This is a genomic window from Streptomyces sp. JJ36, assembly GCF_021696945.1.
Classification (GTDB): domain Bacteria; phylum Actinomycetota; class Actinomycetes; order Streptomycetales; family Streptomycetaceae; genus Streptomyces.
The window spans coordinates 35,845-57,419 of sequence record NZ_JACYHE010000004.1; the positions used below are offsets into that span (position 1 = coordinate 35,845).

The following is a 21,575-nucleotide window of genomic DNA, read 5'->3' on the forward strand; positions in this document are numbered from 1 at the left end:
ACGCGGCGCCTAGGTGTGTTGTCCGGACAGGTTGGTGACGCGGCTGGCTGGCACGTTGCCGCTGATGCCGGTGTGGGGTCGGTGGTAGTTGTACCAGTCCAGCCAGTCGGGGAAGGCTGCCTGGCGCTCTGTTTCTGAGGTGTAGGGCTGATGGTAGGCCCATTCCTCGAGCAGGGTGCGGTGGAAGCGTGCGACCTTGCCGTTCGTCTGTGGCCTCCACGGTCGTGTCCAGCGTGGGGATAGGCCCAGTTCGCGGCAGGTCCGGCGCCAGGTGGTCTTGGTGTAGGACCAGGCGTTGTCGGTCAGTACGCGTTCGACGGTGACGCCCTGGGCGGCGAACCAGGCCGTCGCACGGGTCAGGAAGCCGGCGCAGGTGCCGGCCCGCTCGTCGGGCAGGTCTTCGGTGTATGCCAGGCGGGAGTGGTCGTCCAGCGCGGTGTGCAGGAAGGCGTATCCGGCTCCGTTACGGCGGTCCTTGTTCGCGGTCCCGGCGGAGCGGCCGAGGGTCGCCACCTCGGGGATACGGCCGAGTTTCTTGACGTCGATGTGGACCAGTTCGCCGGGGCGGGTGCGCTCGAAGCGCCGTACGGGTTCGCGGTGGCGCGGTCCAGCATGGCCAGTGGTGGCAGGCCGTGCCGGGAGAGGATGCGGTGGCAGGTGGAAGCGGCGAGACCGGTGCGGGCTGCCAAACGCAGCGGACCGATGCGGTGCTCGCGACGCATCCGCACCACCTGTGCTTCCGTTGCCGGCGGGGTCTGCAGTGGGCAGTGACGTGGCTTGCTGGAGCGGTCGTGCATACCGGCTTCGCCGTGCTGCCGGTAGCGGCCGGCCCACCGGGCGGCGGTGGTGTGGGCGACCTGGAACCGCTCGGCGGCCCGTCGCAGCGGCCATCCGTCGTCCACGACACAGCGGGCCAGACGCAACCGGCCGGTCGGGGTCAGCGGCGCGTTACGGTGGGACACGAGGGCCTCCTGATCATCGGTGTAGACGTCGCAATCCACACCGGAATCAGGATCGTCATCTCCCGCTCCACCTCGAAACCCTCCGGCGCCTCGGCCATGAGCGCGGTCGTCAGGCCGGTGACGAGGCGGCCGTGCCAGGACCGCTGCGGCGACATCATGAAGACGAGCGCTCCGTCGATCAGTTCCGTGTGGCGGGGTGCCTCGGGGAGACGGTCCAGGTCCTCCGCGAACCAGCCTTCGGGGCGCGGCGGGCGCATCCAGTCGGGCAGTGCGGTCATAGCTCAACGATAGCCACTCGGAGCGACACAAACCACGCATGCGGGCCCGGCGCCGGGCCCGCCCGCGGGAGGCGGGCGGGCTGCGGGCGGGTCGTCAGCGGAGGCGGCGGAGCAGGGACGGCAGACGGGGCAGCCGGAGCAGACGGAACCGGCGGGGGCGCCCGGCGCCGCCGGGCGCCGGGGGCTTGGCCTGCTCCGCCGCGATGGCGGCCGTCAGGAGGCTGCGGGGCAGCGCGAGCCGGGCGGGCCGCGGCAGGGCGCGGTCCGCCCGCGCGGAACGGATCAGCCGCGCCCCGTCCGCGGACGCGTCGCCGGAGGTCTCGGAGGTCATCTCGCCGGACACCTTCCTCAGGGCTGGGAGCTTCGGGGACCGGGCCTGCTCAGGACTGGAACTTGTACCCGACGCCGCGCACCGTCAGCAGATGCCGGGGGCGCTTGGGGTCGGGCTCGATCTTCATCCGGAGCCGCCGGATGTGGACGTCGATCGACCTGCCGACGCCCTTGTTGTGCACCCCCCAGAGCCCGTCCGCGATCTGCCGCTTGGTGGTCACCCGGCCGGCGTGGCGCAGCAGGTGCCCCAGAAGCTCGTACTCGCGGAGCGGCAGCGGGACCTCCTCCCCGGAGACCGTGACCTGGCGCTGCTCCAGGTCCATCCGCACGGGACCGGACTCCAGCACTCTGGAGGGCGGGGGGCCGGCGTTCCTCCGGCCCCGCACCACCGCTCGCATCCGGGCGATGAGCTCGCGTGAGGAGTACGGCTTCACGACGTAGTCGTCGGCGCCCACCTCGAGCGCGACCACCTTGTCGATCTCGCTGTCCTTGCCGGTGACCATGATGATCGGGACGTTGGACTCCTGACGCACCGTCCGGCAGACGTCCAGCCCGGAGATCTCCGGGAGCATCCAGTCCAGCAGGATCAGGTCGGCGCCGTCGTCCTGGAAGCGGCGCAGGCCGTCCCGGCCGGTGCTGGCTCCGTCCACCTCGAACCCCTCCCCGCGGAGCAGGGTGGAGAGCGCCTCGCCGGTCGCCTCGTCGTCCTCGACCAGCAGCACACGTATCACGCCGGCTCCCCCTCGAGACGGTGGTACGCGCGCTCCAGCGCCGTCTGCGCCCTTCGTACGGGCACCCGCAGGGCCGTCGCCACCTCCGGCAGCGCGAGCCCGGCCCAGTCGCTGAGCAGCAGCACGTCCCGGTCCCTCCGGCGCAGCCCGCCGAGTGCGCCGGCCAGCCGGCGGGTCGCCGGGTCCGCGGAGGTCGACCGCAGCGCGCGGTAGCGCACCGCCTCACGACGCCGGTGCCCCCCGATCACCCGGCCGGCGATCCCGTACAGCCAGGGCCGGGCGGCACACCGGCCGGCGTCGTAGCCGTGCCGCGCACGGAAGCCGCGGAGGAAGGTCTCCGCGACCACGTCGTCCACCAGTTCCGGGCCGAGCCGGAACTCGGCGTACCGGTGGATCTCCGGCGCACGGCGGTCGTAGAACTCGGCGAAACAGCCTGGGTCGTTCCGGGACAGCTCGATCAGCAGGGCATCGTGGATGACGTCCTCCAGGCCGTCGCCGGGCCATCCCTCGCCGGGTGAACGGGCCTCCCCCACGGCCGTTCCGAACTGGCGGTCCCTCCCCGGGGCAGGGACGCATGTCGTCTCGCGCATCTGCCTCACCGTCCTTCCTTCACCATGGCGTCACCCGTTATTGCCCGAAGGGCCACCTCTGGTTACAGATTTGTTCGAGCCCGGGGGCGTGAGGCATGTCACAGCGGGAACACGGCAGCGCGGCGGGAGGAGCGGCGCGGGAACACGGCAGCGCGGCGGGAGGAGTGGCAGGCCCCGGCCGAGTGCGACTGCGTGGTGGGCCGTGGTCACTGCTTGGCCGGCTACGAGGGGAGAGGTGGTGGGTGCCGGGCCCGTTCAGGCTGCCGGCGCGGGTGGCGTGGCCGGCTGGGGTTCACCCGCCTGTGACGGGGCCGGGCGGCGGGGCGGGCGGCAGCCGGTGACGGGCGCACCGTGGCGGGCTGCTGCCGCGCTGTGCCTGAGGTTTCGTCTTCTCGCTCCGCTCGTGTCACGCCGGTGGCCCGTCCTCGTCCGTCTGCGGGCCGTTCCGGAGTGGGGGTGCGCGTGGCCGGGTGCCTGGGGGCGGCCGGGCTGCGCCACAGGCTGCCCGGGTCGCGGCGCGCGCCCGATGGGCCGCGCCGAGTGCCCGAGGCACCCTCTCGGGGGCCGGGTGGCCTCATTCGGTACCGAATGTAAGGGGTGGTAGTGGGTGGCGCCTATGACGATCTTGTACTGGTCCACATAAAGCCCAAATTCGGGCCGCATTCTGGGCTTTATGTGGACCCGTACAAGATCACCGGGGATTCATCAGAGGTGGTACCCAATGGCGCCCCTTACCCCCGGCCCGAAGGCCCTTGCCGGACACGGCGCCCGCCCGCCACGCCGTGGAGTCCGACCCGCAGCCCGTCGCCGGGCGACAGGGCGAACGCCCGACCCGCCCCCGTAGGCCGCGATCATGCGCACCCCCACTCCGGAACGGCCCGCAGACGAACCCCGCAGCGCCACGCACGTGACACGAGCGGAGCGAGAAGACGAAACCTCAGGCACCGCGCGGCAGCAGCCCGCCACGGTGCGCCCGTCACCGGCTACCGACCGCCCCGCCGCCCGGCCCCCTCACAGACGGGTGAACCCCAGCCCACCACGCCACCCGCGCCGGCAGCCTGAACGAGCCCGCCACCCACCACCCCTGCCCCCGTAGCCCGCCAAGCAGTGACCGCGACCACGGACTGGTCCCGCACCCGGACGAAGACCCCCGCCACCCCAGCCGCGCAGGCGTCCCCTCACCCCGGGACCGTGGCGCGGGCCTTGAAGAAGGTGTAGTGGAAGGTCCCGTCGGGCCCTGCGGTGCGGCGCAGGTCCGCGATGCCCCGTGCGAAGTCGGCCGCCGTGGACAACCCGGCGGCCACCGCGGAGGCGCCGACCGACTCGATTGCGGCGATGAAGGTGCGCCGGGTGAACCCCTCCACCAGCCCGGGGCGCGTCCGGTCGGCGTAGACCGGGCAGGGGGTCACCGTGATGTCCGCGTAGCCGGCTCCGGCCAGCAGCGGGGACAGCCGGCGGCCGGTGTACGCGTCGCCCCCGACGTCGGCCTGCAACCGCGCCTGGTGGTCGATCGCGGCCCGGGCGTACGGGCTGTCGGGGTGGAAGAAGGCGGAGCCGTGATCGCCCTCGATCACGGTGAGCGTGCCGCCGGGGCGCAGCACCCGGCGGAGCAGGGTGAGCGTACGCAGCGGGTCCGGCAGATGCTCCAGCACGAAGCAGACGAAGACGTGGTCGAACTCCCCGTCCCCGAACGGCAGCGCGTGGAGGTCGGCCCGGTGCCACTCCACCGCTGCCCCGGGGTGCCGGGCGGCCACCCGGGCGCGGGCGGCGGTCAGGGAGTCCGCGGAGCGGTCGACCGCGACCAGCCGCGCTCCGGGGCTGGAGTCCAGCAGGTGCACCGTCTGCGCGCCCACCCCGCAGCCGGCCTCCAGCACCCGGCTGCCCGCCGGGTAGGCGGTGCCCTCGTGCAGCAGGGCGGCCAGGGTGTCCGCCTGGTCGCCGAGGCGGCGGGTCTCGTGCGCCGAGTACCCGTGCACGTAGTCGACCGTCATCGCTCTCCGTCTCCTCACCACGTCACCGACCGGCGGAACCGGCCCTCGGAGCGCCGCCGAAGCGCAGCCGTGCCGAAGCCGTCTCGTCCCCGAAGCGCTCCCGAAAGGTCGCGCCCGCCGGGCGGCCCCGGTGCCGGGGCCGTGCGCTCGATCCTGGCCGTACTCTGGACCAGTGGACAGGTCCAATCCGGAGGCCTTTCAGAGGTCCAAAGTTCCGGGCTCCGACTTCCTCCAGCTCCGCGCCGAGGAGGCGCCGCGCGGCGGCCTCGCCGAGTGGCTGGCGCGGCGGCTACGGGCGGCCATCGCGGACGGCCGGCTCCCGGTGGGGAGCCGGCTGCCGGCCACCCGGGTGCTGGCCGGCGAGCTCCAGGTGTCCCGGGGCGTGGTCACCGAGGCGTACCAGCGGCTGACCGAGGACGGGCACGTCGCGGGCCGGGGCCGGAACGGCACCGTGGTGGTCGCCGCGCCGCCGCCACAGCCGCCGCCCGCCGAGCGGCCGGCGGCGTCCGCCCGGTCCCCGGTGTTCGACGGGCCGCCGGGCGCCGACGTCTTCGACCGGCTGCGTGCGGTGCCGGCCCGCATCGACCTCTCACCGGGTCTGCCCGACCTCTCCGCGTTCCCCCGCACGGCGTGGCTGCGCGCCGAACGGGCGGTGCTGGACGGCCTCTCGGCGCCCGACCTGGGCTACGGCGACCCGCGCGGCAGCGAGACCCTGCGCCGGGCGGTCTCCCGCTGGCTGGCCCGGAACCGCGGGATCCGCGCGGACCCGGACGAGGTGCTGATCGTCGCCGGGGTGGCCCAGGCGCTGGGCCTGATCGCGCAGGTCCTGCGGGACGACGGCACCGGGGCCGCGGCGGTCGAGGACCCTGGTTCGCTGGGCACCCGCCAGCACCTGCGGCACTGGGGGCTGGACACGCCGCCGGTCCCGGTGGACGGCGAGGGCGTACGGGTGGACGCCCTGCGGTCTTCGGGGGCACCCGCGGTGGTGCTGACCCCGGCGCACCAGTTCCCGACCGGGGTGGTGCTCGGCGGGGAACGGCGGCGGGAGCTGCTGCGCTGGGCCGGCGAGGGCGGACTGGTCGTCGAGGACGACTACGACGCCGAGCACCGCTACGACCGGCCGCCGGTGCCCGCGCTGCGCTCGCTCCTCGCCGAGCGGGTCTGCTACACCGGCAGCGTCTCCAAGCTGCTGGCGCCCGCGCTGCGGATCGGCTGGATCCTGCCGCCGGCCGGGCACCGGGAGGCGCTGATCGAGGCCAAGCGGTACGCGGATCTGGGCAGCGCGGCGCTGCCGCAGCTCGTCCTGGCGCGGCTGATGGACTCCGGTGGGCTGGAGCGCCACCTGAGGACGCTGCGCGGCCGCCACCGGCGCCGCCGGGACGCCGTGATCGCGGCGGTGCGCCGGCACCTGCCGGGCGCCCGGGTACACGGCGCGGCGGCGGGTCTGCACCTCATGGTCACCTTCGAGGGGCCCGCGGGAGGGCCCGGGGACTGCTCGCACCTCGACGACACCGCGGTGGCCGCGGCGGCGCTCGCCCGGGGCGTCACGGTGCACCCGCTCTCCTGGCACGCCCAGCGCCCGCACCCGCCGGGTCTGGTGCTGGGGTACGCCGCGCGGACGCCCGCGGTCCTCGCGGAGGGCGTCGCCGTGCTCGGCGAGGAGGTGCGCCGGCTTCGCGGCACGGGGTGAGCGGCAGGGCCCGGGAGCGAGCCGCAGGGCACGGGAAGACCACGGGACCGGGCACGGGGCCGCAGGCACGGGGTGAGCGGCACGCCCCGGGGCCGGACCGCAGGAAAGGTGTGGACGGCCGACCGCGGGACACCCGCCGGGCATGAACGCACAGCGGCCCCTCGCGGTCGTCACCGGCGCCTCCCGCGGCATCGGCCTGGAGCTCGCGGGCGTGCTCGCCGCGCACGGCCACGACCTGATACTGAACGCCGAGGACCACGAGGACGCCGCCGCGGGCGCCGCGGCGGCCCCGGGAGCCGCCGGGGGCTCCGGCAACACGTCCCTGGACCTCGCGACCGCCACCGTACGGGCGGGCGGGGCGGACGCCGAGGCCGTGCCGGCCGACCTGGCCACCTACGACGGGGTGGAGAAGCTCTGCGCGGCGGTACGGGCGACCGGCCGCCCGGTGGACGTGCTGGTGCTGAACGCCGGGGTGGGGCAGGGCGGCGCCTTTCTGGACACCGAGCTGGCGGACCAGGCACGGGTGATCGACCTCAACGTCTCCGGGACCGTGCACCTCGCCCACCGGCTGCTGCCGGGCATGGTGGAGCGCGGCGCGGGTCGGGTGCTGATCACCTCCTCGGTGGCGAGCACCATGCCGGGCTCCTTCCAGTCCGTCTACAACGCCTCCAAATCCTTCCTCCAGTCGTTCGCGCAGGCCCTCGCGGAGGAGCTGCGGGGCACCGGGGTGACCGTGACCTCGCTGATGCCGGGCCCGACGGATACGGACTTCTTCCGGCGCGCCGGGATGGCGGACACCCCGCTCGGGCGGGCGCCGAAGGACGACCCCCGGCTGGTGGCCCGGCAGGGCTACCAGGCGCTGATGGCGGGCCGCGGCAAGGTGATCGCCGGGTCACCGGCGACCCGGCTGCAGGGGGCCGCCGGTGCGGTGCTGCCGGACCGGGTGAAGGCGGCGGCGCACCGGCTGGTGGCCAAGCCGACCCGGCGGCGCCGTGAGCACGCGGGGTAGGCGGGCGCCCCGGCCGCCGCGGCACGGCGAGCCGGGCGGAGCCTGCCGGACGGGGAGCCCCCGGCGGTCGCGGGCCGCAGCCCGTACGTCGCGGGCCGCGGTCCGTACGAGGGGCGCCGGCGCCCCAGAGCGCGCGCCCGGCGCGGACGGGCCGCGCGCTCGCCGCAACGCGCCCTTGTTCGGGGGAATCGGCCGCCCGGGGCGTGGGCTCTGCTGTGCTGGGCGGATGGCACGGAACCGAGGGCTGGCCATCGTCACCGGCAGCTCGAGCGGGATCGGGGAGGCGACGGCTCGCGCGCTCGCCCGGCGCGGCTTCCCCACCGTCCTCGTGGCGCGCCGGTCCGGCCGGCTGGAGGAACTCGCGGACGAGCTCGGCCGCCACGCCCCCAGCCTGCCGCTCCCGCTCGACCTGTCCCGCGAGGCCGAGGTGGCACCGCGCCTCGCGGAGGTGACCGCGCGCGCCGGCCCGGTCGACGCCCTGGTGAACTGCGCGGGCCACGGCCAGTACGAGACGTTCCTGGAGACCGAGCCGGACACCCTGCACGCCCTGATGCAGGTGCACTACTTCGGCCCGGCGGCGGCGATCCGCTCCGTCCTGCCGTCGATGCGGGCACGAGGCACGGGTCACGTGGTCAACGTGGCCTCCATCTCCACCAAGATGGGCCCGTGGGGCCACAGCGGCTACGTGGCCGCGAAGTCCGCGCTCACCGCGCTCACCGAGAGCCTCGCCGCCGAGTACGGGCCGGCCGGCGTGCGCTTCAGCGTCGTCCACCCGGGCCTGGTGGACACCGCGTACTTCCGCCGTACGGAACTGGAGGCGCTGCGCGGCCGGGTGGAGCGGCGGCTGGTGCCGCCGGAGCGGGTGGCCCGCGCGGTGGTGCGGCTCCTCGACCGGCCCCGGCTGCAGCGCTGCGTACCGCGGCACTACCGGGTGCTGGACCTGCTCGGCGCCGTGAGCCCGGAGCTGCTGCACCGGCTGGTGCGGCGGCAGAGCACCCCGCGGCACGCGTCCCGCGCCGGAGAGGCGACCACCCGCGGGCCGGGTGACGGCGGGCCGGGCGACGACGGGCCGGGGGACGGCGGACCGGGAACCGGCGGGCCCGGCTCCCGCGCGCCGGGCACCGGCGGACCCACCACGCGAGACCGGGACGCGCCGGGTGACGGCCGGGCGGCCCCGGGGGCGCGCTCGTGAACGCACCCGAGCCGGGCGTGCGGCGCCCCGGCGCCCGTACGCCCTCCGTCGCGGTGCTCATGGAGCTGATGCGCACCCCGCACGCGGGCGGCCAGGTGAAGTGCTGGGAGCGGCTCGCCGAGGCCGCCGCCGAGCTGGAACCGGACGAGCTGGGCGTGGACCTGACGGTCTACGTACTGGGGCCGCGGCCCGGGCTGCACCCGCTCTCCCCCGCGGTGCGCTTCGTGGCGCTGCGGCCGGTGGTCAGCACGGCGCCGCTGACCCGGCACGGCGGGGTCGACGCCTCCGACCTGGCCCCGTGGCGCCCGCTGCTCGCCCGCCGGCTCCGGCAGCAGCACGACGTCTGGCACCTGACGCACCTCTTCGCCTTCGCCGGGACCGCCGTCCGGCTGCGGCGGTCCAGCCGGGCGGGCCTGGTGGCCTCCGTCCACACCGACGTGCCGGAGCTGGCGACCGCCTTCCTGGGCGGCCGGAGCGCGGCCGCCGGGCGGCTGGCGGGCACGGTGCTGCGGCGCCGCCGGGACCGGCTGCTGCGGGCCTGCGACCACACCCTGGTGGCCGAGCCGGAGCAACGCGCCGAGCTCGCCTCGGTGGTGGGCGCCCACCGGGTCTCGCTGCTGGGGCGGGGCGTGGACCGGGGCCGCTTCCACGCCGACGCGTCGGCGCGGGCCGCCTTCCTGCGTCGCCACGACGTGCCGCCGGGGCGCACGCTGGTGCTCTTCGCCGGCCGCGCCGACGCCTCGAAACGGGTGCTGCTGCTGACCGAGGCGGTGCGGCGCCTGCTGGCCCGCGGCAGGCGGGTGCAGCTCCTGGTCGCCGGGGACGGGCCGGACGCCTCGCGGGTGGCGGACCGCCTGGGCACGGCGGCCACCCTGCTCGGCGTGCTCCCCCAGGAGGAGCTGGCGCTCGCCTACGCGGCCAGCGACGTGCTGGCCTTCCCCTCCCGCAGCGAGACCGTCGGGAACGTCGTCGGGGAGGCGCTGGCCTGCGGGCTCCCGGTGGTGCTGCCCGCCGGCGCACGGACCGTACGGTGGCTCGCCGCGCCCGGCGCGGACGGGGTGGTGGTGGAGGACGACACCGCCGGCGGCTGGGCCGCGGCCCTGGGACGGCTGGTGGACGATCCGGCGCTGCGGGCCGCGATCGCCGAGCGCGCCGCGGCGACCGGCCGGGAGCGGCTCCGCACCTGGACGGAGGTGCTGACGGAGGACCTGCTTCCGGTCTGGCGGGCGGTGACCCCGCCCGTCCTCCTCCCGCCCGTGGCCCCATCGCCGCGCCCGTGACCCCGCTGCCGCCCTCGTCTACCCCTGTGGACCACACACGTGAGTGACACCCTGCTGATCGCGGTCCCCGCCTCGCTGGCGGCCGGGAGCTGCTTCGCCCTGGCCGGCGTGCTGCAGCAGCACTCGGCCGCCGCCCGCCCCGAGCGCGAGTCGCTCTCCTACCAACTGCTGCTGCACCTGGCCCGGCAGCCGGTGTGGCTGACCGGCATCGGGCTGGCGGTGCTGGCGTACGTCTTCCAGGGCGTCGCCCTGGCTCACGGGCCGCTCTCCCTCGTCCAGCCGCTGATCGTGACCGAACTGATCTTCGCCATCCCGCTCTCCGCCCGGCTGCACCGCATGCGGCTGGGCCGCCGGGAGTGGCTGGGGGTGGGGGCGGTCACCGTCGGCCTCACGGCGGCGCTGTACGCCGCACAGCCGCAGGGCGGCGACCCGCGCGCCGGCACCACGGGCTGGCTGCTCAGCCTGTCGGTGATGGGCGGCCTGGTGCTGACCGTGCTGGCGGCCAGCCGCCACGTCGGCGAGGCCCCCCGGGCCTCGCTGCTCGCGCTCGCCGGGGGGCTGGTGATGGGCACCCAGTCGGTCCTGCTGGACGCCACCATCGACCTGCTGGACGAGGGGCCCGGGGTGCTCTTCACCGCCTGGCAGACCTATCTGATGGTGGCGGCCAGCATCACCGGGCTGCTGCTCATCCAGAGCGCCTTCCAGGCCGGGCCGCTGGCCGCCAGCGTCCCGGTCTTCGACGCCGCCGAACCGGCGGTGGCCATCGGATTCGGCATCGGGCTCTTCGGGGAGAGCGTGCAGACGGGCTGGGTGGCCCTGCCCGTCGCCGCGGTCGGCGTGGCGCTGCTCTTCGCCGGCATCGTGCTGCTGGACACCTCTCCGCTGCTGGCCGCCCTCCACCAGCGCGAGCGCAACGCCGAGGTGCACTGGCCCACGGACCGTTCCTGACCAGTGAGCGGCGGGGACCCGCACCTGGGCGCGGGCGCCGTTGCGGCGGGGCCACGGGCCCCGCCGCAACGGCGGCCTCCCCGCCGGATCAGGACCGGGCCGGCCCCGGCTCGGGGCCCGCCCGGGAGCGGACCGCGGACCGGACCGGTGGCGGACCGTGCGGCTCAGGCGATGCGGCGCACCGAAGCGCCGGGCTCGCCCCCTGCCGCCGCGCGACGGCGGCGGGCGAGCACGACCCGCCGCTCGGCGGCCGTCAGCCCGCCCCAGACGCCGTACGGCTCCGGCTGCACCAGCGCGTGCTCACGGCACTCGATCAGCACCGGACACCGCGCACAGACCCGCTTCGCCGCCTGCTCCCGGGAGAGCCGGGCCGCCGTCGGCTCCTTGGAGGGAGCGAAGAAGAGTCCCGCCTCGTCCCGGCGGCACACGGCCTCCGAGTGCCAGGGGCCCGCCTGGTCGTCGCGCACTCGCGGCCGGGGGGCGGGCGCGGCGGCGGCCTGCAGGGACTGATGCGGCGTTTGCAGCACGGTCTACTCCTGACGCAACGGCTACGGCTGGTCGATCTGTCGTCAGATGCACCTTCACCCGTCTTGCTGCGCACGGCACGTCGCGCTGCTCGCCGTACGAGAGACGATGCACCAGCCCTACCCGCTGTGCGCACGCTTATGCACACGGTGCTGGAGCTTGGGCCACAGCTTTCCCACCGCTCCCGCAGGACACGGGTCAGTGACAGCCGCCGTGCGGGTCCCCGCCGTGCCGCTTGCGGAGGTCGCGCAGGCGCTTGCCGCGCTTCGGCTTGGCCTCCACCCCGCCGAAGACCGCCGCTCCCTTGATCACCACGACCGGCGCGCCCGCGTCCTCCGACTCGTGGGAACGCACCTCGAAGCCGCCGAAGATGCCGGTGCCGCGGCCGCGCAGGGAGACGTTCTCCGGCACCTTGACGTCCACCCCGCCGAAGATCGCCATGGCGTTGATCACGATCTCCCGGTGCTCGAAGACCGCCTCGGTGAGGTCGATGTCCACCCCGCCGAAGCAGGCGAACGCGAACGTCTTGCGGCCGACGCGCCAGCGCCCCTTGCGGGTGGCGCCGCTGAAGATCGCGATCGCGTGGTCCACCGAGCCGTCGTGCTGCGCCGGCGCGGCGTACGCCCAGCGCTGCCCGGCCGGCTCCGCGCCCGGGCGGGTGTGCGGCAGGTCCCGCACCAGGGGCTCCAGCTCGCCCATGGTCTTCGCCGCATAGACGGCGTCGAGCCGCTCGGAATGCTCCTCGGCGTTCAGCCGGCCCTCGGCGAGGGCCTCCCGCAGGATGTCCGCGACGCGGTCCCGGTCCGCGTCCGAGGCGCGGACCTCGGCCTCGGCCGCCGGCCGGGTGGCGGGCTGCCGTCCGGACTGCTCGCGCTGCGGCCCGGGCTCCCCGGCGGGCTGACGGGCGGGCTTCTCGAGGGAAGTCTTCTTCTCGAGCGGTGAGTCGGTCACGCCCCTCACCCTACCCAAACGCGATAGATCGCGACTACCCCCGCAGGGCCTTCTCCGCAGGCTCTTCCCGGACTCCGGACCGCGGGCCTCCGGAACCGCGGCCTCCGGCAGCAGCGCCCGCCGGCCGCCCGGCTCCCGGCCGCCCCGGGCCTCATCCGACGGGTCCCGGTCGCACCCGGCCTGCCGCGGGGCCGCCCGGGGCGGCCCCGCGGCAGGCCGGGGCCCCGGGCGCTCTACCCTGTGAGGCGCGCTCACCGTCGAGAGGAAGAGGACCCATGGCCTCCAGCCCCCGCCCGTCCGGCTCCGGCCCCGAGTTCCACTACACGGACCTGCTGCCGCTCGGCGCCGACGAGACGCCGTACCGGCTGGTGACCTCCGAGGGCGTGCGCACCGTCGAGGCAGGCGGCCGGACCTTCCTCCAGGTGGAGCCGGAGGCGCTGCGCACGCTCGCCGCCGAGGCCATGCAGGACATCTCGCACTATCTGCGCCCGGCGCACCTCGCCCAGCTCCGCCGCATCCTGGACGACCCCGAGGCCAGCCCGAACGACCGCTTCGTCGCGCTGGACCTGCTGAAGAACGCCAACATCGCGGCGGCCGGGGTGCTCCCCATGTGCCAGGACACCGGCACCGCCATCGTGATGGGCAAGCGCGGCCAGAACGTCCTCACCGCCGGCCGCGACGAGGAGGCCCTCTCCCGCGGCATCCACGACGCCTACACCACGCTCAACCTGCGCTACTCCCAGATGGCGCCGCTGACCATGTGGGAGGAGAAGAACACCGGCACCAACCTCCCGGCGCAGATCGAGCTCTACGCCGCCGACGGCGACGCGTACTCCTTCCTCTTCATGGCCAAGGGCGGCGGCAGCGCCAACAAGTCCTTCCTCTACCAGGAGACGAAGGCGGTACTCAACGAGGCGTCGATGATGGCGTTCCTGGAGGAGAAGATCCGCTCCCTGGGCACCGCCGCCTGCCCGCCCTACCACCTTGCGGTGGTCGTCGGCGGCACCAGCGCCGAGTACGCGCTGAAGACCGCCAAGTACGCCTCCGCCCACTACCTCGACGCGCTGCCGGCCGAGGGCTCCCCCGCCGGGCACGGCTTCCGGGACACCGAACTGGAGCAGCAGGTGTTCGAGCTGACCCAGCGGATCGGCATCGGGGCGCAGTTCGGCGGCAAGTACTTCTGCCACGACGTGCGCGTGGTGCGGCTGCCCCGGCACGGCGCCTCCTGCCCGGTCGCGATCGCCGTCTCCTGCTCGGCCGACCGGCAGGCCCGGGCGAAGATCACTTCGGAAGGCGTCTTCCTGGAGCAGCTCGAGAAGGACCCGGCCCGCTTCCTCCCGGAAACCACGGAGGAGGACCTCGCCGAGGACGAGGACGTCGTACGGATCGACCTGACCCGCCCCATGGCCGAGATCCGCAGCGAGCTGTCCAAACACCCGGTGAAGACCCGGCTCTCGCTCACCGGGCCGCTCGTCGTCGCCCGCGACATCGCCCACGCCAAGATCAAGGAGCGGCTGGACGCGGGCGAGGAGATGCCGCAGTACCTCCGCGACCACGCGGTCTACTACGCGGGCCCCGCCAAGACCCCCGAGGGCTACGCCTCCGGCTCCTTCGGGCCCACCACGGCCGGCCGCATGGACGCCTACGTCGAACAGTTCCAGGCGGCCGGCGGGTCCTTCGTGATGCTCGCCAAGGGCAACCGCAGCAAGCAGGTCACCGACGCCTGCAAGACACACGGCGGCTTCTACCTCGGCTCCATCGGCGGCCCGGCCGCCCGGCTGGCCCAGGACTGCATCAAGAAGGTGGAGGTCCTGGAGTACGCCGAGCTGGGGATGGAGGCGGTCTGGAAGATCGAGGTGGAGGACTTCCCGGCGTTCATCGTGGTGGACGACAAGGGCAACGACTTCTTCACCGACCCCGGCCCGGCCCAGCCCTTCGTCACCTCGATCCCGGTGGGCCCGCAGGGCTGAAGGCCCGTACCGGGCGCCCACGCCCCGGAGCGCCCACGCCCGGGGCAGTCTCCCCGAAGGGGCGGCTGCGGGTACTTGCCGGGCTGGGGTCACTGCGTGGCGGGCTACGAGGGGAGAGGTGCCTCGCCGGGGCGCGCTCATGCCGCGGGCGCGGGTGGCGTGGTGGGCCGGCGTTCACCCGCCTGTGACGGGGCCGGGCGGCGGGGCGGCCGGTAGCCGGTGACGGGGGTGCCCTGGCGGGCTGCTGCCGCGCGGTGCCTGAGGCATCGTCTTCTCGCTCCGCTCGTTCCCCGTGCGTGGCACTGCGGGGTCCGGCTGCGGGCCGTTCCGGAGTGGGGGTACGCCGATGGCCGGGTCGCGCCGGAGACCCGAGGGACCGGGTCGGGCCCGGCGGGGGTGCGGGCGGCTGCCCGCGCGGCCGATCGGGGCGCCGGAGGCCGGCCCGCGTCGTGATCATGTACTGGTCCACGCTTTTGACAGATTCGGGCCGATTTTTGTCAAAAGCGTGCACCAGTACAAGATCATCCGGAAATCGTCAGGGGCGGCGCCCACTGGCAGCCCTTACACCGGGCCCGGGCCCGCCAGCCCGGCCCCGGGCCGTGGCACGCCCCGCAGGTCGCGCGCCGGACGCCGGCGCTCACCGGCCCCGGGCCGAGCGCCGGAAGCCCGACTCTGCGAAAGAACTCAGGCTGCCCCCGATCCGGCCCCTCGCCGGCCTGCCAGGCCATGGGGCGCGCCCGGCAGGCCGCACGCCGGACGCCCGGACCTCACTGCCCCGGGCCGGGTGGCGGAAGCCGGCACCCGCGAGGCCACCCCGAGGACCCGCCCGGCCTACCGCCTGGTGGCCCCGGCGTACCCCCACTCCGGAACGGCCCGCAGCCGGACCCCGCAGTGCCACGCACGTGCAACGAGCGGAGCGAGACGACGAAACCGGAACCACCGCGCGGCAGCAGCCCGCCACGGCAACCCCGTCACCGGCTACCGACCGCCCCGCCGCCCGGCCCCGTCACAGGCGGGTGAACGCCGGCCCACCACGCCACCCGCGCCCGCGGCATGAACGCGCCCCGGCAAGGCACCCCTCCCCCCCCCGTAGCCCGCCCATCAGTGACAGCAACAGAACGAGCCCCGCACCCGGCAACGCACCCGCCACCACCCCCGCCGCGCAGGTGGCGCCCCGTGGCCCGGCACACCTTGTATCGTCCACGTAGCGTCCCCCGAGGCTCACCCGCACCGCCCCCGACAACACCTCCCCACGACACCGCACCACCGACGACACCGCACCGCCCACGCAGCCCACCCACCACACCCGGCGACCGACCGCAGGAGGTAGGGACCATGACCGAGACCGGCGAGGGAATCGGCTCCGGCAGCGAGGACCACCGGGAGGAGTACCGGATCGAGCGGGACTCGATGGGCGAGGTCCGTGTCCCCGCGGACGCGAAGTGGCGGGCCCAGACGCAGCGGGCCGTGGAGAACTTCCCGCTCAGCGGCCAGCGGCTGGAGCGCGCGCACATCGAGGCGCTGGCGCGGATCAAGGCGGCCGCGGCGGTGGTCAACGCCGAGCTCGGGGTGCTGGACGGGGAGCTGGCGGAGGCCGTACGGGCAGCCGCGGAGGAGGTGGCCGAGGGCCGCTGGGACGCGCACTTCCCCGTGGACGTCTTCCAGACCGGGTCCGGCACCTCCTCGAACATGAACATGAACGAGGTCGTGGCCACCCTGGCGACGGAGCGCCTGGGCGCTCCCGTGCACCCCAACGACCACGTGAACGCGAGCCAGTCGTCCAACGACGTCTTCCCCTCCTCCATCCACATCGCCGCCACCGCCGCGGTCACCCGCGACCTGATCCCCGCGCTGGAGCACCTGGCGGCGGCGCTGTCCCGGAAGGCGGAGGAGTTCGCCGAGGTGGTGAAGTCCGGCCGCACCCATCTGATGGACGCCACCCCGGTGACCCTGGGCCAGGAGTTCGGGGGCTACGCGACGCAGGTCCGGCACGGCGTGGAGCGGCTGCGGGACGCCCTGCCGCGGCTGGCGGAGCTGCCGCTGGGCGGGACGGCCGTGGGCACGGGGATCAACACGCCGCCGGGCTTCGCGGACCGCGTGATCGCCGAGGTGGCCCGCAGTACCGGCCTGCCGCTGACCGAGGCCCGCGACCACTTCGAGGCGCAGGGCGCCCGGGACGGCCTGGTGGAGACCTCCGGACAGCTCCGGACGATCGCCGTCGGCCTGACCAAGATCTGCAACGACCTGCGCTGGATGTCCTCCGGCCCGCGCACCGGGCTGGCGGAGATCGCGCTGCCGGACCTCCAGCCGGGCTCCTCGATCATGCCGGGCAAGGTGAACCCGGTGGTGCCCGAGGCCGTGCTCATGGTGTGCGCCCAGGTGACGGGGTACGACGCGACGGTCGCCGCGGCCGGGGCGTCGGGCAACTTCGAGCTCAACGTGATGCTGCCGGTCATGGGCAAGAACCTGCTGGAGTCGGTCCGGCTGCTGGGGAACGCGGCGCGCCTGCTGGCCGACCGCACGGTGGACGGCATCACCGCGAACGCCGAGCGCGCCCGTGAGTACGCCGAGTCGTCGCCGTCCGTGGTGACGCCGCTGAACCGGTACCTCGGGTACGAGAACGCCGCCCGGGTGGCGAAGCGGGCGCTGGCCGAGCGCACCACCATCCGGCAGGCCGTGCTCGACGCCGGGCACGTGGAACGCGGGGACCTGACCCTGGAGCAGCTCGACGAGGCCCTCGACGTGCTGCGCATGACCCACCCCTGAGCCACCACCCGGCGCCACCCGAACCGCCGCCCGGACCGCCACCTGAGCCACCGCCGGAGCCGCCGTTCCCGCCCACCGGCGAGACCTGGACGGACGCGGGTGACGCGCGCCCCCGCGCCCCACCCGAACGGGTGCCGTGCGGCACGGGTCACGGCGAGGCTGTAGGCAGCCATCTACGCTTTGCGCATGACAGCGGAACCGGCAGACCCCCGTACGGGCGACACCGGCCACGCCCGGCACGGTGCGGGTGCCGGGCGCGCCGGCCGATGGGCGCCGGGGGCGCACATCCTCTGGCGCTACCGGGCGAACGGCGCCGGGCACCCGCACATCTGCCGCCCGGTGACCGTGGTGCGGGACACCCCGGAGCTGCTGGCCGTCTGGATGGCGCCGGGCACGGTCTGTGTGAAGCCCCAGCTCGCGGACGGCACGCCGGTGCATCTGGAACCGCTGGCCACCCGCTACACCAAGCCCCGCACCACGGCCCGGTCCCGCTGGTCGGGCACCGGCGTGCTGAAGCTGGCGAGTCCGGGCCGGCCCTGGTCGGTGTGGCTCTTCTGGGACCACGGGTGGTGCTTCAAGAACTTCTACGTGAATCTGGAGGAGCCGCGTCTCCGCTGGGCGGGCGGCGTCGACTCGGAGGACCACTTCCTGGACATCGCGGTCTTCCCGGACGGACGCTGGGAGTGGCGCGACGAGGACGAGTTCGCGCAGGCGCAGCGGGCGGGGCTGATGGACCCGGCCCAGGCCGCGCGCGTACGGGCGGCGGGACGGCAGGCGGTCGCCGAGATCCGTGCCTGGGGGTCGCCGTTCGCGGACGGCTGGGAGCACTGGCGCCCCGACCCGCGGTGGCCGGTGCCACGGCTTCCGGAGGACTGGGACCGCGCTCCGTCGCCCCGCGACGGGGAGGCGCCGCACCGGGAAGGACTGCCATGACACACCTGGTCGGTCACGTGCGTGCCACAACCGGTGCGGACCTCTTGCTGTGCCCCCCTGGAGAAAACGTAGGATCAACCTCCGCACCCCCAGGTGTGACGCAACTCCCCTCCGCTCCCGGGGACTTGGCGGGTGGCGAGAGAGGAGGCCGGACGTGAGCGGCACGGACCGGAAGGACGCGTACGAGGGCTACGACCGGGCGGCGATCGACCGGACCGGGCAGGCGGAGGCCTTCGACGCCATCGGGGACCGCTACGACGAGGCCTTTCCGCACAAGGAGGGCCAGCTCGCCGCGGGCGCATGGCTGACCGCACAGCTCGCTCCGGGCGCGCACGTGCTGGACCTGGGCTGCGGCACCGGCCTGCCGACGGCGCGCCAGCTCGTGACGGCCGGCTGCCGGGTCACCGGCATCGACCTCTCCCCCGGCATGCTGGCGCTCGCCCGGGAGTACGTGCCCGAGGCGGAGTTCCACCGCATGGACATCGCGGACCTGGAGCGGCACGCGCTCGGTCCGTTCGACGGCGTCGCGGCCTTCTTCTCGCTGCTGATGCTGCCGCAGGCGGAGATTCCCCACGCCCTGGAGATGCTGCACCGTCAGCTTCGCCCGGGCGCGCCGCTCGCGCTGGGCATGGTGGAGGCGGATGTGAACGATTTCTCGATACCGTTCCTGGGTAACACGATCCGGGTATCCGGCTACCTACGGGATGACCTGCGCCGGGTCGTGAGTGACGCGGGATTCGAGATCGCCGGGGAGGACTCGTATGCCTACGCTCCGGCCAGCACGGACGTACCACCCGAGATCCAGCTCTTCCTGCACTGCCGGCGACGCCCCTAGCCGGCGAGCCACGATCGCTGGGCGCGAGGAACGCGCAGCCCCGGACGGACGGAAACCCAACGCGTGACGGAGCACGAATCGCCTGCGGCGAGCAGAGCGGAGACCGAGAGGCCGCGTGCGGCGGCGCCCGAGGAGGCGACGCACGCCGCGGTGCCGGACCCGCGTGAGCACACCGCCGACGGCCCCGCGCGGGAGAACGGGCGGGGGTCCCGCGCCGACGCGTCCGGAGCGGGCGCGTCCGGCGAGGTGAGCAGACGGCGCCCGGACGACGCCACCGGCCCGGACCGGCACGCCGCCCGCGGGCCGGCCCGTCGCCGCGGTCCGCAGACCGGCCCGTCCCGTACGGCGTCGGGACCGCCGGACGCCCGGCCCACCGGCGGGCCGGGTACGGGCGATGCCGCGGGTTCCCCGCGGCACGACGCCGCGGGCCGGACGGCGGACGGCGAACCGGTCGACGAGGAGGACGCGGTGCGCCACCGCCCGCACCAGCCCGGCAGCGACGACCCGGCGACGGCGGCTGCCGCGACGGGCGCGACCACCGGCCCCGGGCAGCCCGAGGGTTCCGGCCGGCCCCAGGAGGCCGAGCGGCACGACGGGCCCGACGGACCCGACGGCACGGGCGCTCCGTCCGGACCCGCCGGCCCCGGTGCGGCCGGTCCGGCAGACGGGGCCCCCGGCACCGGCGGCCCGGCGGACGCCGCGGCCGGCCCCGGCGCGGGTCCGGCCGCCGAGCCCGTCGCCGGTCCGGTCACCGAGCGGGCCGCGGACCCGGAGGCCGGGGAACGCGCGGAGCGCGAGCGGCGTGGCGGGGACCGGCTGCGCTTCGTCGGAGCGGCGACCCGCCGGGTCGCGCGCGGCGTCGACCTGGACGAGACGGTCCTGGGCCTGTGCCGGGCGAGCGTGCCGGCGTACTGCGACGCCATCCTGGTCTATCTGCGGGACCCGTTGCCGGTGGGCGACGAGCGCCCGGCCAACCCGGTGGTGCTGCGGCTGCGTCGCAGCGACCGCATCCCGGAGGAGCAGCGCCCGGGCGGGCGGCTGCCGCTGCTGGGGGGCACGGCGGAGGGCGCGGCCGAGCATGTGGAGGTGCGGGCGGGCGGTCCGCTGGCGGAGGTGCTCCGCGGTGTCCGGCCGGTCTTCGCCGACAGCGACGCGGCCAGCGAGGCGCTGCCCGAGCTGCTCGGCCCCGGCTGCCAGGTGCCCGAGGGGTACCGGGCGATACTCGCCCCGCTGCGCGGCCGCCGCCGGGTGATCGGCGCGGCGGTCTTTCTGCGCCGGCCCGAGCGCACCTGCTTCGAACAGGACGACCTGCTGATCGCCGCCCAGCTCGCCACGCACACCGCGCTGGGCGTGGACAAGGCGGTGCTCTACGGGCGCGAGGCGTACATCGCCGACGAGCTGCAGCGCACCATGCTTCCGGACGCGCTGCCGCAGCCCACCGGCTGCACCCTGGCCAGCCGGTATCTGCCGGCGGCCGAGACCGCGCGGGTGGGCGGCGACTGGTATGACGCGATCCCGCTGCCGGGGAGCCGGGTGGCGCTGGTGGTGGGCGACGTGATGGGCCACTCCATGACCTCCGCGGCGATCATGGGTCAGCTCCGGACGACCGCGCAGACCCTGGCCGGGCTCGACCTGCCGCCCCAGGAGGTGCTGCACCACCTGGACGAGCAGGCGCAGCGGCTGGGCAGCGACCGGATGGCGACCTGCCTGTACGCGGTCTACGACCCGGTCGCGCACCGCATCGTGGTGGCCAACGCCGGGCATCCGCCGCCGGTGATGCTGCACCGGGGCGGACGGGCCGAGGTGCTGCGCATACCGGCCGGCGCACCGATCGGCGTGGGCGGCGTGGACTTCGAGGCGGTGGAGCTGGACGCGCCGGCGGGTGCGACCCTGCTGCTCTACACCGACGGGCTGGTGGAGTCCCGGCAGCGGGACGTGTGGACGGGCATCGAGTTCCTGAAGGAGAAGCTGACCGAGACGGCCCGGCTCACCCGTCCCGGCACCGCGCCTCCGCTGGAGCCGCTCTGCGACGAGGTGCTGGACATCCTGGGGCCGGGCGACCGCGACGACGACATCGCCCTGCTGGCCGCCCGCTTCGACGGGATCGCGCCGAGCGATGTGGCGTACTGGTATCTGGATCCGCGCGCGCAGACCGCCGGGCAGGCGCGCCGCCTGGTGCGGCGGGCGCTGTCCCGGTGGGGGCTGGACGAGCTGTCGGACTCGCTGGAGCTGCTGGTGAGCGAGGTGGTCACCAATGCGGTGCGGTACGCGGAGCGGCCGATAACGCTGCGGCTGCTGCGGACGGACCGGCTGCGCTGCGAGGTCGGGGACGACGTGCCGCAGCTCCCGCGGCTGCGGCAGGCGCGGGCGACGGACGAGGGCGGCCGCGGGCTGTACCTGGTCAACCGGATCGCCCGGCGCTGGGGCGCGACCCGGCTCTCCACCGGCAAGGTGGTGTGGTTCGAGCTCTCGCTTCCCCCGGGGCCGTCCGAGGGCGAGTGACGCCCCCACCGGCACGGGCCGCGCGGCAGGCGGGCGCACGGACGTCAGAGCACGGACGTCAGGCGCCCGAAGCCGGACGTACGGATACCGGA

General features: G+C 75.2%; 16 protein-coding genes and 2 pseudogenes. 10 read left to right on the top strand and 8 right to left on the bottom strand.

From position 1 onward, the window contains the following. Positions 1 to 9: 9 nt before the first annotated feature. From HOY81_RS02615 to HOY81_RS02640, 6 genes and pseudogenes are all read right to left on the bottom strand, one after another. Positions 10 to 962, bottom strand: a pseudogene (locus tag HOY81_RS02615) (IS481 family transposase). Between the two features lie 50 nt (positions 963 to 1,012). Then, positions 1,013 to 1,240 (bottom strand): annotated as a pseudogene (locus tag HOY81_RS02620) (Uma2 family endonuclease); the annotation flags it as partial. Between the two features lie 94 nt (positions 1,241 to 1,334). Further along, positions 1,335 to 1,571, bottom strand: coding sequence for a hypothetical protein (locus HOY81_RS02625; RefSeq protein WP_237317610.1), 237 nt, complete (start codon positions 1,569 to 1,571; stop codon positions 1,335 to 1,337). A 49-nt stretch (positions 1,572 to 1,620) separates the two neighbouring features. After that, positions 1,621 to 2,301, bottom strand: a complete 681-nt coding sequence (locus tag HOY81_RS02630; RefSeq protein WP_237317612.1) for a response regulator transcription factor — start codon at positions 2,299 to 2,301, stop codon at positions 1,621 to 1,623. Beyond that, entirely contained in the window at positions 2,298 to 2,891 is a 594-nt protein-coding gene (locus HOY81_RS02635) for an RNA polymerase sigma factor (protein ID WP_237317614.1), read from the bottom strand. The genes HOY81_RS02630 and HOY81_RS02635 overlap by 4 nt, the downstream gene beginning before the upstream one ends. 1,178 nt (positions 2,892 to 4,069) lie before the next feature. After that, complete coding sequence (locus HOY81_RS02640; protein ID WP_237317616.1) at positions 4,070 to 4,882, bottom strand: methyltransferase domain-containing protein; 813 nt, start codon at positions 4,880 to 4,882, stop codon at positions 4,070 to 4,072. 172 nt (positions 4,883 to 5,054) lie between these two features. Here HOY81_RS02640 and HOY81_RS02645 point away from each other — a divergent pair, with 172 nt between their 5' ends. From HOY81_RS02645 to HOY81_RS02665, 5 genes are all read left to right on the top strand, one after another. Next, entirely contained in the window at positions 5,055 to 6,572 is a 1,518-nt protein-coding gene (locus HOY81_RS02645) for a PLP-dependent aminotransferase family protein (protein ID WP_237317618.1), read from the top strand. A 142-nt stretch (positions 6,573 to 6,714) separates the two neighbouring features. After that, positions 6,715 to 7,581: an SDR family oxidoreductase gene (locus HOY81_RS02650; RefSeq protein ID WP_237317620.1), complete on the top strand. Its 867-nt coding sequence runs from the start codon at positions 6,715 to 6,717 to the stop codon at positions 7,579 to 7,581. Positions 7,582 to 7,807: 226 nt separating this feature from the next. Next, positions 7,808 to 8,773 carry an SDR family oxidoreductase gene (locus HOY81_RS02655; RefSeq protein ID WP_237317622.1) on the top strand — a complete coding sequence of 322 codons (966 nt, stop codon included), beginning with the start codon at positions 7,808 to 7,810 and terminating at the stop codon, positions 8,771 to 8,773. Beyond that, entirely contained in the window at positions 8,770 to 10,053 is a 1,284-nt protein-coding gene (locus HOY81_RS02660; RefSeq protein ID WP_237317624.1) for a glycosyltransferase, read from the top strand. Before HOY81_RS02655 ends, HOY81_RS02660 begins: the two co-directional genes overlap by 4 nt. A 39-nt stretch (positions 10,054 to 10,092) precedes the next feature. Beyond that, on the top strand, positions 10,093 to 11,001 hold the full coding sequence (locus HOY81_RS02665; RefSeq protein ID WP_237317626.1) for a DMT family transporter: 909 nt from the start codon (positions 10,093 to 10,095) through the stop codon (positions 10,999 to 11,001). 164 nt (positions 11,002 to 11,165) lie between these two features. Here HOY81_RS02665 and HOY81_RS02670 read toward each other — a convergent pair whose 3' ends face one another. Then, positions 11,166 to 11,528, bottom strand: coding sequence for a WhiB family transcriptional regulator (locus HOY81_RS02670; protein WP_237317628.1), 363 nt, complete (start codon positions 11,526 to 11,528; stop codon positions 11,166 to 11,168). Between the two features lie 196 nt (positions 11,529 to 11,724). Beyond that, positions 11,725 to 12,477, bottom strand: coding sequence for a DUF1707 domain-containing protein (locus HOY81_RS02675; RefSeq protein ID WP_237317631.1), 753 nt, complete (start codon positions 12,475 to 12,477; stop codon positions 11,725 to 11,727). A 275-nt stretch (positions 12,478 to 12,752) separates the two neighbouring features. Between HOY81_RS02675 and HOY81_RS02680 the strand changes: the two genes are divergently transcribed. From HOY81_RS02680 to HOY81_RS02700, 5 genes are all read left to right on the top strand, one after another. Further along, the gene (locus tag HOY81_RS02680; RefSeq protein ID WP_237317634.1) at positions 12,753 to 14,447 is read left to right on the top strand and encodes a fumarate hydratase; all 1,695 of its coding nucleotides are present in this window, start codon (positions 12,753 to 12,755) and stop codon (positions 14,445 to 14,447) included. 1,335 nt (positions 14,448 to 15,782) lie between these two features. Beyond that, positions 15,783 to 17,213, top strand: coding sequence for an aspartate ammonia-lyase (locus HOY81_RS02685; RefSeq protein ID WP_237317635.1), 1,431 nt, complete (start codon positions 15,783 to 15,785; stop codon positions 17,211 to 17,213). 186 nt (positions 17,214 to 17,399) lie between these two features. Further along, the gene (locus HOY81_RS02690; RefSeq protein WP_237317638.1) at positions 17,400 to 18,146 is read left to right on the top strand and encodes a DUF402 domain-containing protein; all 747 of its coding nucleotides are present in this window, start codon (positions 17,400 to 17,402) and stop codon (positions 18,144 to 18,146) included. A gap of 154 nt (positions 18,147 to 18,300) precedes the next feature. Next, entirely contained in the window at positions 18,301 to 18,981 is a 681-nt protein-coding gene (locus tag HOY81_RS02695; protein WP_237317640.1) for a class I SAM-dependent methyltransferase, read from the top strand. Positions 18,982 to 19,044: 63 nt separating this feature from the next. Then, the gene (locus tag HOY81_RS02700; RefSeq protein ID WP_237317642.1) at positions 19,045 to 21,483 is read left to right on the top strand and encodes a SpoIIE family protein phosphatase; all 2,439 of its coding nucleotides are present in this window, start codon (positions 19,045 to 19,047) and stop codon (positions 21,481 to 21,483) included. The last annotated feature ends 92 nt before the right edge of the window (positions 21,484 to 21,575 follow it).